Origin of the sequence: Actinoplanes sp. NBRC 103695 (genome assembly GCF_030269485.1) — a bacterium.
Classification (GTDB): Bacteria; Actinomycetota; Actinomycetes; order Mycobacteriales; family Micromonosporaceae; genus Actinoplanes.
The window spans coordinates 1-11,881 of the sequence record NZ_BSTL01000026.1; the positions used below are offsets into that span (position 1 = coordinate 1).

Genomic DNA, 11,881 nt, shown 5'->3' on the forward strand with positions numbered 1-11,881 from the left:
TCCTACCACCAACCGCGCCCGGCCACGGCCGCGACCGGCCGCAGCAACGGTGAGCAGGCACCCGGGCGCCTGGCAAGCCGCCCCGACCCCGCACCGGGCGCAAGCAACGGCAACCAGGGCGAGCAGGTACCCCCGCACCGGGCGCGAGCGACGGCAACCAGGGTGAGCGGACACCCCGCCCCGACCCCGCACCGCACGCAAGCAACCGCAACCAAGGCGAGCGGACACCCCAGCCCGACCCCGCACCGGGCACTAGCGGGCGAGCTCGTCCTCGACGAACGCGGGCCTCGCGAGCGTGATCGCCGGGACGGCCGCCATGAGGATGACAGCGAGCAGGAACAGCAGCGGCAGGGTCCACCCGCCGCTCACGTCGTGCAGCAGCCCGACGAGCAGCGGACCGAGCGCGCCGAGCGCGTACGCGACGCCCTGGGCGAAGCCGCTCAGCGCGACCGTCCCGCCGGGAGTCCGGGTGCGATCGTTGATGAGCACGAGGCAGACCGGGAACAGGATCGACCCCGAGCCGATGAACAGCACCCAGAGCAGGGTGAGTGTCGCGGGTGCGAGCAGCAGACCGAGGTAGCCGAGCACGAAGCTCGCGATCCCGGCGGCGATCAGCCGGCCGACGTTGCGCAGCCGCGCGACGAGCAGGGGCGCGATGAGTGCCAGGGGCACGCTGATGAGGCCGGTGACGGCGAGGAGCACACCGGCCTCGGTCGGCGTCGAGCCGGCGATGTCGCCGAGGATCTCGGGCAGCCACGCGAAGGCCGCGTAGGTGCAGATCGTGCTGGTCGAGAAGACGACGGTGATCGACAGGGCCACGCGTGACCGCCACAGTCGCGTGACGAGGGCGGGCGGCGGGGACTCGGCGGCATCCGGGGGTCGCCGGCGGCGCTCCCGCGCGATGAGGACGAACCACGGAACGAGCGCGACCACCGAGGTCACCGACCAGATGCCGAGCGAGAACCGCCAGCCGAGCCGCTCGGCGACCGGCGCGGCGACCGCGGCGGGCACGGCCGTGCTCAGGCCCACGATGCAGACGTAGACGGCGGTCAGCAACGCCACCCGGTCGGGGAAGTAGCGCCGCACGATCGGCGGCAGCAGCACGTTGCCGATGCCCGTACCGGCGAGCGCGACGACACTGCCGGCGAGCAGCACCGCGAAGCCCGGGGCGAACGCGCGCACAAGGTGGCCGGCGGTCATGAGCAGCAACGCGAGCACGATGCCGCCGTCGAGGCCGAAGCCGCGGGCGACGCGCGGCGCGATGAACCCGGATGCCGCCAACAGGATCGGTGGCAGCGTGCCGAGCAGCCCGACGCCGATGTTCGATATCGGGATGTCCACCCGGATGGCGCCGAGGATCGGCGAGATCACCGCGACCGCCTGGCGCAGGGTGAGCGCTACGAGCACGATGCCTAGCAGCGCGGCGGCGCGTCCGGCCCACAGCGGTAAGGGGCGGTGCTCAGGCATCTCCTTACCTTAGTACCCCCGGCCGGGGATCCTGATCATGCCCCTGGGAAGCGACGTCCTGCCGTTCAGACCGTGGATTCGCGCCGCAGCAGCAATGCGGCCTTGTCGGGCTTGCCGGCGGCGGTGAGCGGGACCTCGTCGATGACCGTGACCGCGGCGGGGGCGGCCGCCGGCCTACGCCGTCTTCGGCGCCTTCGTGGTCGGCGCTGCTGACCTTCATCTAGCGCCGCGAGGCCCGCGTCGCACGATCCGACTACTTGAAGAGTCAAAAGTCACAGATTCAAGTGTGAAGACATATGAGATCGTCGATGGATGCTCGTCACCGCCAGGTCGCATCGGCTCCTGCTGGTCGAGGATGACGCCGAACTCAGGGACATGCTCACCGAGACGTTCGCCGACGAGGGCTACCTCGTCGACGGCGCCCCCGACGGCCAGCGCGGCCTGCACTTAGGCCTGACGAGGACATACGACGTGATGGTCGTCGACCGGATGCTGCCCGCCCTCGACGGGCTCGCCCTCGTCGCCAAGCTGCGCGCCCGGGCCTGCACCGCCCGGGCGTTGATGCTCACCGCCCTCGGCACCGTCGGCGACCGCATCGCCGGCCTCGACGGCGGCGCCGACGACTACCTGACCAAACCCTTCGAGCTGGACGAGCTGAGCGCGCGCGTCCGGGCCTTGTGCCGGCGGACCACCGAGTCGGCGGACGCCCTGCGCATCGGGCCCGGCCTGCTCGACCTGTCCCTGCGCGACGTCCAGCTGCCGGACGGCACCCGGGTCGGGCTGTCCGCCCGCGAGTTCGAACTGCTCCGCATGCTGGCCGCCCGGCCCGGCGCGGTGCACTCCCGCAACGAGCTGCGGTGCCGGGTCTTCGACGAGGCGGCGGGCTCCTCCATCGTGGACACCTACGTCTACTACCTGCGCCGCAAACTGGGCCGCGACGCGGTGAAGACGGTGCACGGCCTCGGCTACCGGCTGGGCACCCTGTGAGGCGGTTCTTCGCCCCGCACGCCGACCTCGACCCCGACGAACTGGCCATGGTCTGCCGGGCCCGGTTCCGGGTCGGCATCGTGGTCGGCCTGATCGTCTGCGCATCCGTCGGCCTGATCGGGGCGGTCGCCTACTTCGCGCTGGTCCGCTCCCAGGACGACCTGATCGACCAAGAACTCGCGACGTCCGTGGTCAGCGCCGACCCGTCCGGCCCGCCGAACTGCGTGTGGCAGTTCGTCCGCCGCGACGGCGTGGTCACCACCGGCCGGGCCTCGGCGCCGGCCGGATTCCCGCTGCTCGCCGAGATGGACGCCGTCGCCGCCACCGGCAACCACCAGGTCACCGAGGTGCCCGGCGGCGGCACCGTCTACCACGTGCGCACCCAGGTCCGCGGCGACGAGATCGTGCAGGTCGTCTTCGACTCCCGATACCAGCTCGCCGACCGGCGGCACCTGCTCCTCGCCCTCGCGCTGGCCGCCCTGGTCGGCCTCGTCGCCGCCGCGCTCGCCGCCACGGTCGTCGGACGGCAGGCCGTGCGGCCGCTCGCCGAGGCGCTCACCCGGCAGCGGCGCTTCGTCGCGGACGCCAGCCACGAACTGCGGACGCCGATCGCCCAGGTGCACACCCGCGCGCAGCTCATCGCCCGCCGGCTGAACCGTCAAGCCCCCGACGCCGACCTCGAACGCCTCGTCGGCGCCACCCGGCGGCTCGGCGAGATCGTCGAGGAGCTGCTGCTCTCCGCCCGGCTGGGCGCCACCGCGGGCGCCGGACGCGTCGGCACCGTCGACCTGGCCCAGATCGTGCAGACCGCCGTCGCCGCCGACGCCGACCGGGCCGCCGAACACGGCGTACGCCTCAGCCTGGTCCGCCCCGACGAACCCGTCCTCGTCGCCGGCGTCGAATCCGCGCTGCACCGGGTGGCCGGCGAACTGATCACCAACGCCCTGCGCCACACCCTCCCCGGCGACCGGATCACGGTGACGGTGGCCAGGGCCGCCGGCGGCCGGGCGGAGTTGCTCGTGGCGGACACCGGCGACGGCTTCCACCCGGCCGACGCCGCCCGCATGTTCGACCGCTTCCACCGCGGCGGCAGCGACGAACGCCGCTTCGGCCTCGGCCTGGCCCTGCTCCGCGAGGTGGTGACCGGCCACGGAGGCACGATCACTGCCGACGGCCGCCCCGGCGACGGCGCCACCTTCACCGTGCGCCTGCCTTTGGCCGTATCGTGGAAACCCTCAGCCGGAACTCAGCGTTCTCACAACTGAGTGACTCACAGTTGAGTGGTCACCACTCTCGTGAAGGAGTCCCATGGGCCCCGTGCTCGCCCTCGTGAGCTTCCTGTTGTTGCTGCTGCAGGTGCTGCTGATCGCCCGCGCCATCCTCGACTGGGCGGTGGTCTTCGCCGGCCCGAGCATGCCCGGCAGCTTCCGCGGCCGCGTCACCCGAGGCGTCTTCGCCGCCACCGAGCCCATCCTGGCCCCGATCCGCCGCGTCCTGCCCCCACTCCGCTTCGGCGGCGTCGGCATCGACCTGGCCTTCATCGTCGTCTTCCTGGCGATCGTGATCATCCGCAGCTTCATCTGAGTCCCGCGGGCCCGGCACCCGCTCATGGCCGTTGCCGCCTGTGGTGCCCAGCACGTGGTCGTGCCGGGTGTGCCAGGCGGCCGGCTGCCTGCTCGCCGTCATCGCCGCCGCTCGCGGCTCCGGCCGGACGCGGCTCTGCCCGGACGCGGCTCTGCCCGGACGCGGCTCTGCCCGGACGCGACTCAGCCCGGACGCGACTCAGCCCGGACGCGACTCAGCCCGGACGCGACTCAGCCCGGACGCGACTCAGCCCGGACGCGACTCAGCCCGGACGCGACTCAGCCCGGACGCGTTCGGTGGTAGGAGCTGGCGCGAGTGGTAGGGCCAGGCACGCAGTGGTGGGTCAGCACGGCATCCGGCCCGGAGTACCGCGCTCAGCTACCGCCCTCCGCGAAGGTGGTAGCCCAGTGCGGTAAGCCCGTCGCGGACGGCGCCTGGTCCTACCACCGGTCGCGGGAGTGGCTGTCGTGGACAGTCCTGGCGGACCACCCGGACCGAGACACCTGGGCAACCACTCGCTTGCCCCCACCCGCGTGCCCACCCACCAACTCGCGTGCCGCGCACCACCGCGAGCGGCGGCACCAGCCGTGAGCGGCCACCCCGCCGCCGGGAAACCTGATTGAGTCCGCTCCGAGCGAAAGTGGCCTCGGCAAGCGGGCCACAAGGTCCGGCCACGCGAGCTCCCGCCAGACCTTCACCGCTCTGTCTCCAGCAAGTGCCGGCTGCCTCCCGCGGCCGCTCGCCCGCTGTCTGACTACCGCGCCGCCGCCCGCCCCAGCCGCACCGCTCGCCTGCCCCACCACGCTGCGCCTGGCGTCGCCGCCGGCTCCGCCCGCTGCCCTTGGCGTAGCCGCCGGCTACCCGCTGCGCCTGCCGTCGCCGCCGACCCCACCCGCTGCCCTTGGCGTAGCCGCCGGCTACCCGCTGCGCCTGCCGTCGCCGCCGACCCCACCCGCTGCGCCTGGCGCCGCCGCCGACCCCACCCGCTGCGGCTGGCGCCGCCGACCCCACCGCGCGGCCCCCGGCGCCGCGCGCGGCGCCAACCCACGGCACCTGTCGCACCCACCGGGCCGCCGCACCGTCCGCCTCCCCCGCCCCAGTGGGTGGGAGGGAATGTAGCTCGTGGGTGTGACACTTTGCGGCCGTTGTCCACAAGGGTGTCCTTGACTGCGGGACGCACGCTGGCCTGAGGCGGGTGGGGCGGGAGAGGGCGGTAGATTGCGCGGCATGGCCGGGGGGACGAGGACCGTTGCGGGGCGCTACCGGCTTTTGCGGCGGCTGGGGCGTGGCGGGATGGGCGCGGTCTGGCAGGCGCACGACGAGTTGCTCGGGCGGGATGTCGCGGTCAAGGAGATCTTCTTCCCCGGCGCCGGGGACGAGGCTGTCGGTGCGGACGATCCGCTGGTCCGGCGGGCTCTGCGGGAGGCTCAGGCCGCGGCGCGGCTGCGGCATCCGGACATCATCACCGTGCATGACGTGGTCACCGACGCGGGGCGGCCGTGGATCGTCATGGAGCTCGTCGACGGGCAGTCGCTGGCCGAGCTCGTCCGGGATGCCGGGCTGGTGCCGGTCAAGCGGGCCGCGGAGATCGGGCTGCGGGTGCTCGACGCGCTTCGGGCCGCGCACCGCCAAGGGGTTCTGCACCGGGATGTGAAGCCGGCGAACATCCTGCTCGACACCGATCGGGTGGTGCTCACCGACTTCGGGATCGCGGCGCTGGACGACGCCACGGCGCTGACCGCCACCGGGCAGATGGTCGGGTCGCCGGCCTTCATGGCGCCGGAGCGGATCAACGGCACGCCTGCCACCGCCGCGGCTGACATGTGGGCGCTCGGGGTCACGCTCTACACGGCCGTGACCGGACGGTCGCCCTTCCAGCGGGACGATACGCAGGCCACGGTGGCGGCGATCCTGTCGTCGCGGCCGGAGCCGCCGCCGCACGCCGGTCAGCTCTGGGCCGTCATCAAGGGGCTGCTGGAGAAGGATCCTGAGCGCCGCCTCACCTCCGAGCAGGCGCGGCCCCTGCTGGCCAACGTCGCGAGCGCGGCCGAACCGCGTGCGGTCCCGCCGCAGCGGCGTGGCCTGTCGCGCTTCCTGCCCGCGGGCGGCCGGAAGTCCCGCTTCGACACCGACGAACGCGAGTCGACCGCGATAGCGCCCTCGCCGACCCTGGCGGCACCCACCGCGATCCGGCCACCGGACGGCCCTACCGTCGTGCCCGACCCCGCCGCCCCAGCCGCCGCCCCAGCCGCCGCCCCAGCCGCCGCCCCGCCCGTGGCCTCGCCCGCCGTCCCGCCCGCGGCCTCGCCCGCCGTCACAGTCCCGGCTACCCCGGCCGCCGTCACAGTCCCGGCTACCCCGGCCCCCGTCACAGTCCCGGCCGCCCCGGATTCCGCGACGGTCCCGTCCGCAACACCCGACGAGGCCACCGAGGCCGCCGCTGCGACCGATGACGCGGCAAAGACAGCGCCAGGGGCGGCTGCGACGGCGTCCCGGTCAGCGGAGACAGCGCCGCTAGCAGCGGAGACACCGTCGAAAAGCACCCCCGAGACCGTCGCCGCACCCGCAGCCGACGCAGAGACGGTGCCCGTCCTTCCTCCGGCTTCCGATCCTTGGGCGGAATCAGCCGCCGCTAGCGACGGCACGCCGCAGCCGACGCAAAGCGCCACGCCACGGTCTCCGAGCCCCACGACGCCGACCAACGCGACGCCAGAAAACTCGGCGCCGGGGTATACGGCGCCCGTCGTGGCGCAGCGACGCCCTGTACCGATGACCCCGGCCGATCTGACCGGCACCACCGCACCCCGCCGGTCGGTCCCGGGCAAGGTCCTGGTGGCGGTAGGCGCCGCCGTCGCCGTCGTGGTGGCCGCGCCGATCCTGTGGTTCACCTGGCCACAGTCCGACGACGAAGGTGGCGACGGCGCCAAGCCCGCCGCGGTCAAGAGCGCCGCCGCGCTGGCCGCGGCCGCTTCCCAGCCGCCGTCGGCCAAGCCCTCCCCCACCAACCCGCTGCTCGACTCCTGCCTGGTGGGCACCTGGCGGATGACCTCCATGCAGGTCATCAACGAGCCGATCAACGGCGTGGACGCCCGTTTCACCAGCGCCGGCGGCGCGACCACCCGCATCTGGCCGGACGGCAGGGCGATCGACTCGTACGCCGGCCTGAAGCCTTTGACCGCGAAGGTCCGTGGCCGCAAGTGGGAGGAGACCATCCGCGGGACGATCAAGTATCGGATCGAGACGCGGGCCGGCCGGGCTTATTTCGCCGAGCATTCCGGGCAGCTGACGTTCGTGATGCGGCGGGAGGGCAGGCGGCAGTTCGGCGGCAACCTCGGCAACGGGGACAACCAGTCCCCGTACACCTGCTCGGACACGAAGATGACCACCTACGGCGACGCGGATTCCTCGACGCAGTCGTTCGTGCGGGTCAGCCGGACGCCCTGACGGCCAGCACCCCGGTGCGCGGGGCGGCGGCGACGGCTTCGTCGAGCATCAGGCGCGCGATGGTCGCCCTGGGCGCGCCGGCGGGCCAGAAGCGGTGCGGCAGCGCGGCGAGCGGCACGAGGGTGATGCCGGGCCGGTCGACGCGGTCGGACATCACTCCGGAGTGGACGACGGTGCCGCCCGCGTTGAGGATGACGGCGTCGGCGGTCTCCTTGTCGGTGTGTTCGGCGCCGAAGCCGGCCCGGAGCAGGCGCCGGGTGAAGCCGCTGACCTTGGCCGCCGACGGTCCGGTGCCCGTCGCGCCCAGCCAGACGATGCGCCGGGGGCGTGCGGCGACGGCGGCCCGGGCGCCGGCGATGAGGGTTCCGGCGTCGGCGCGGCGGCGGAGGCCGAGGGCGGAGACGAGCACGTCGTCCGGCGCCACGGCGGCGGCGATGCTGGCGGGGTCGTGCACGTCCGCCAAGACAAAACCCGCTCCGGGGGTACGGGCGAGAGCGCGCACGTCGAGCCCGCGTTCTCCGGCGATGCGTACGAGGTGACGGCCGGTGCCGCCGCTGGCGCCGAGGATCACGACCGCCATCAGCCGGCCGCCGCGGTCGCGCGGGTGACCTCGCCGAGGCCGGTCTCGCCGTTCAGGACGTCGCGGACCGGGCCGTGCACGCCCGGCGCGGCGATCAGGACGGTGTCCGAGCCGGGGGTCCACGGGCGGCCGTCGATGGTCGTGGCGAGCCCGCCCGCCTCGTTCACCAGCAGAGCTCCGGTGGCGACGCCGGGCAGGACCGGCTGGTACTGCCAGAAGGCGTCCATGTGGCCGGCGGCGACCAGCAGCATCGGGAAGGTGGACGGGACGGTCGCGCGGACCAGGAACGCCCGGTCCAGCATTGCGGTGATCGAGCGGCCGATCCGCTCGTACGTGCGGCTCTGCCCGGCCTCGGCCTGTCCGGTACCGACCACCGCGATGTCCAGGCCCTGCTTGGTGGAGACGGCGAGCCGGCGCCCGTTGAGCCAGGCGCCGTGCCCGCGGGCCGCGGTGTAGGTGAGGTCGCCGATCGGCCGGCGGAACACCGCGAGCCGGGTCCGGCCGTCCTCGATCAGCGCGACGCTCACGCCCCACTCGGTGAGCCCGTGCACGTGGTTGACGCTGCCTTCGGCGTTGTCCACCACCCACCACGCGCCGCCGCCGGGCGGCAGGTCGTCTTCGGCGAAGCCGGCGTCGGGGCGCAAGGCGGTGAGCGCCTCCTTGAGCGGGCCGCCGGAGAGCTCTTCGTTGCGGAGGGCGGCGACCCGCATCTGCTGCCGGTCGGCGGGGCGGGCGTCGGGTGTCCAGACGGACAGCAGGCGGTCGCCCGCCTCGGTCGCGGCCCGGGTGACGTCGTCGAGAAGACTCATGCCTGCGACGCTAGGAAGTCAGCGCGGATGAGTCCAATGCATGTTCGGCAAGGCAGGCATTACGCTCGCTCATATGGATCTGAACCTGCTGGTCGGTCTGGACGCGCTGCTGGAGCATCGGAGCGTGCAGGACGCCGCGGCGCAGCTGCACCTGACCCAGCCCGCGGTGAGCCGCATCCTGGGCCGGCTGCGCGCGACGACCGGCGACGCGATCCTGGTCCGCAACGGCCGCGAGATGGTGCCGACCGCCCGGGCGCTGGAGCTGCGGGAGGAGGTGCGCGAGCTCGTCACCCGCGCCCATGACGTGCTGCGGCCGGCGGAGGAGCTCGACCTGGCGACGCTGGAGCGGACGTTCACGGTTCGCAGCCACGACGCGTTGCTCGCCGCGCTGGCCCCGGGGCTGGTCGCCGCGGTCGCCGAGCGGGCGCCGCACGTGACTCTCCGGCTGGTGGGCGAGTCGCGGGACGACGACCGCGAGCTCAGTCGCGGCGGGGTCGACATCGCGGTGGACTGCCCGTCGGCGCCGGCGGGCTCGATCGTCAGCCGGGTGGTCGGCACCGACGACATGGTGCTGGTCCTGCGCCGCGGGAACGCCGTCGACGTCGCCCGGCCGACGGCCGCGCAGGTGGCGGGGGCGCCGCACGTGGTGGTCTCCCGGCGCGGCCGGTCGGGCGGCCCGGTGGACCGGGTGCTGCAGGCGGAGGGGCTGACGAGGCGGGTGGTGGCGACCGTGCCGACCGTGGCGGCGGCCCTGGCTGTGGTCGCGACCTCGGAGGCGGTCGTGGTGCTTCCCCGCCGGTTGCGGGATCCGCTCGGGCCGCGGCTGCGGACGCGCCCGCTGCCGTGGAAGCTGTCCTCGGAGGTCGCCGCGGTGAGCTGGCACCGCAGGCACACCACCGACCCGGCCCACGCGTGGCTGCGCGACCTGGTCGCCGCCACCCTGGAGGCCGCGCTGAGTGGCGCCCACCGAGCCGTGGCGACGATGGCCGGCGAGACGGCGGCCGGACGGAGCGCGGGCGGTCAGAAACCGATCGGGAGGCCGGCGTAGTTCTCGGCCAGACCGGTCGCACCGGCCTCGGAGCTGGTCACCCAGCGGAGCTGGGAGAGCTGGAGCTCCGCGTCGAACGGGTCGTCGCCCAGGTGCAGCATCGTCGTCATCCACCACGAGAAGTGGGTGCAGCGCCAGACGCGGCGGGCCGCGTCGCCGGAATAGCGGTCGGCGAGCGTGGGATCGTTCTCCTTGACCAGGGCGATCAGCGCGGGGGCGAGCAGGGCCACGTCGGCGATCGCCAGGTTGAGGCCCTTGGCGCCGGTGGGCGGGACGATGTGCGCGGCGTCGCCGGCCAGGAGCAGGCGGCCGTGGCGCATCGGCGTCTGCACGAAACTGCGCATCGGCAGGACGCTCTTCTCGGTGATCGGGCCGGGCGTGAGCTTCCAGCCGTCCTGGCCGTGGCCGAGCCGGGTCGCCAGCGCCTCCCAGATGCGCTGGTCGGACCAGCTCCGCACGTCGGTGCCGTTGGGGACCTGCAGGTAGAGGCGGCTGACCGTGGGTGAGCGCATCGAGTGCAGCGCGAAACCCTCCGGGTGCCAGGCGTACATCACCTCGTCGGTGGAGGGCGGCACGTCGGCGAGGACCCCCAGCCAGGAGTACGGGTAGGTGCGTTCCCAGGTCTTGCCGGGAACCTCGGCGCGGCTCGGCCCGAAGGAACCGTCGCAGCCGGCGATGACCGAGGCGTCGAGCCGGCGGGCCGTGCCGGAGGCGTCCACATAGGTGACGTACGGCCGGTCGGTGGCGACCTCGTGCAGCGCGACGTCGCTCACGTCGTACTCGACAGAAGCAGTGCCCGCGGCAACCAGGTCCTTCTGCACCTCGGTCTGGCCGTAGAGCCAGACCGAACGGCCGATCAGATCGACGAAGTCGAGATGGTGCCGCTCCCCCGGCCACCGCAGATATATGCCGCGGTGCGCGAAACCCTCGGCGTGCAGCCGGTCGCCGAGGCCGGCCGACGTCAGCAGATCGACCGAGGACTGCTCGAGGATGCCGGCGCGGATGCGGGACGCCACGTACTCCTGCGACCGGGTCTCCAGGACGACCGCGTCGACGCCGGACCGGTGCAGCAGGTGGGCGAGCAGCATGCCGGCCGGGCCCGCGCCGATGATGGCGACCTGGGTACGCATGCGGCCAGCCAACGGTCGCCGGGTGCGGGCGGGCAAGGCGCGGCTACCGCTGAGCGGAAAGGCTGCGCCCGATGCCCCGGGCCGCGACCTGCAGCGCCGACACCAGCCGGCCCCTGTCGCGCTGGAAGCCGGCCACCACGATCCCGAGCGCGGCGACCACCTCGCCGTCCGGGTCGCGCACGGGAACAGCCACCGAGCACGCCCCCAGGCTCATCTCCTCGCTGGTGGTGGCGTAGCCGTCGCTGTGCACGCGGCGGATCTGGTCGAGCAGCCGGCCCGGCTGGGTCACCGTGTACGGCGTCACGCGGGTGAGATGCGCGAGGACGTCACCGCGGACGTCCTCCGGGGCGTACGCGAGAAGGACCTTGCCCACCCCCGTCGCGTGCAGCGGAAGCCGGGAACCCACCTGGCTGACCACCGGCACCGAAGCGTGCCCGGACACGCGATCGACGTAGAGCGCCGAGCTCCCGTCGCGCACCGCGAGGTGGACCGTGGCGAGCGTGGCGCCGTAGAGGTCGTGCAGGAACGGCGAGGCCGCGTGGCGCAGCCCGGTCTCCACCGGCGCGAGCAGCCCGAGGTCCCACATCCGGCGGCCGATCACGTAGTCGCCGTCCGGCCGGCGGACCAGCGCGTCGCCGCGGACCAGCTCGCCGACCAGCCGGTGCGCGGTGGCCAGCGGCATGTGCGCGCGGCGGGCCAGGGCGGTCAGGCTGAGGCTGCGGTGCTCGTCGTCGTACGCGGCCAGCAGGTCCAGCACCCGGGACGTCACGCTGACCCGGGGGTTCGCGCTGTTGCCCGCCACGGGCCCCTCCTTTCGCTGGACGGAAGGCAA

The 11,881-nt window shown here is 73.8% G+C and carries 10 protein-coding genes; 5 read left to right on the plus strand and 5 right to left on the minus strand.

Annotation, left to right across the window (positions count from 1 at the left end; all coding sequences use genetic code 11):
- Window positions 1–252 precede the first annotated feature (252 nt).
- Window positions 253–1,467, minus strand: coding sequence for an MFS transporter (locus QSK31_RS36325; RefSeq protein WP_285689221.1), 1,215 nt, complete (start codon window positions 1,465–1,467; stop codon window positions 253–255).
- 312 nt (window positions 1,468–1,779) lie between these two features.
- Between QSK31_RS36325 and QSK31_RS36330 the strand changes: the two genes are divergently transcribed.
- The 4 genes from QSK31_RS36330 to QSK31_RS36345 all read left to right on the plus strand — a co-directional run bounded on the left by QSK31_RS36330 (window position 1,780) and on the right by QSK31_RS36345 (window position 7,482).
- A complete protein-coding gene (locus QSK31_RS36330; protein WP_285689222.1) occupies window positions 1,780–2,454 on the plus strand; it encodes a response regulator transcription factor in 675 nt (224 codons plus the stop codon).
- Window positions 2,451–3,719 (plus strand): sensor histidine kinase, encoded by a 1,269-nt coding sequence (locus QSK31_RS36335; RefSeq protein ID WP_285689223.1) that lies wholly within the window; start codon window positions 2,451–2,453, stop codon window positions 3,717–3,719. Before QSK31_RS36330 ends, QSK31_RS36335 begins: the two co-directional genes overlap by 4 nt.
- Before the next feature lie 43 nt (window positions 3,720–3,762).
- Window positions 3,763–4,038 carry a YggT family protein gene (locus QSK31_RS36340; RefSeq protein ID WP_285689224.1) on the plus strand — a complete coding sequence of 92 codons (276 nt, stop codon included), beginning with the start codon at window positions 3,763–3,765 and terminating at the stop codon, window positions 4,036–4,038.
- Between the two features lie 1,227 nt (window positions 4,039–5,265).
- The gene (locus QSK31_RS36345; RefSeq protein WP_285689225.1) at window positions 5,266–7,482 is read left to right on the plus strand and encodes a serine/threonine-protein kinase; all 2,217 of its coding nucleotides are present in this window, start codon (window positions 5,266–5,268) and stop codon (window positions 7,480–7,482) included.
- On the opposite strand, the gene QSK31_RS36350 is transcribed toward QSK31_RS36345, so the two are convergent.
- A complete protein-coding gene (locus tag QSK31_RS36350) occupies window positions 7,466–8,062 on the minus strand; it encodes an NAD(P)H-binding protein (RefSeq protein ID WP_285689226.1) in 597 nt (198 codons plus the stop codon). The genes QSK31_RS36345 and QSK31_RS36350 overlap by 17 nt on opposite strands.
- Entirely contained in the window at window positions 8,062–8,871 is an 810-nt protein-coding gene (locus QSK31_RS36355; protein WP_285689227.1) for an inositol monophosphatase family protein, read from the minus strand. The genes QSK31_RS36350 and QSK31_RS36355 overlap by 1 nt, the downstream gene beginning before the upstream one ends.
- A gap of 73 nt (window positions 8,872–8,944) precedes the next feature.
- Here QSK31_RS36355 and QSK31_RS36360 point away from each other — a divergent pair, with 73 nt between their 5' ends.
- Window positions 8,945–9,919, plus strand: a complete 975-nt coding sequence (locus QSK31_RS36360) for a LysR family transcriptional regulator (RefSeq protein ID WP_285689228.1) — start codon at window positions 8,945–8,947, stop codon at window positions 9,917–9,919.
- Here QSK31_RS36360 and QSK31_RS36365 read toward each other — a convergent pair.
- Window positions 9,892–11,049 (minus strand): 4-hydroxybenzoate 3-monooxygenase, encoded by a 1,158-nt coding sequence (locus QSK31_RS36365; protein WP_285689229.1) that lies wholly within the window; start codon window positions 11,047–11,049, stop codon window positions 9,892–9,894. The two genes, QSK31_RS36360 and QSK31_RS36365, sit on opposite strands and share 28 nt — an antisense overlap.
- Before the next feature lie 43 nt (window positions 11,050–11,092).
- The gene (locus tag QSK31_RS36370; protein ID WP_285689230.1) at window positions 11,093–11,851 is read right to left on the minus strand and encodes an IclR family transcriptional regulator; all 759 of its coding nucleotides are present in this window, start codon (window positions 11,849–11,851) and stop codon (window positions 11,093–11,095) included.
- Window positions 11,852–11,881 lie beyond the last annotated feature (30 nt).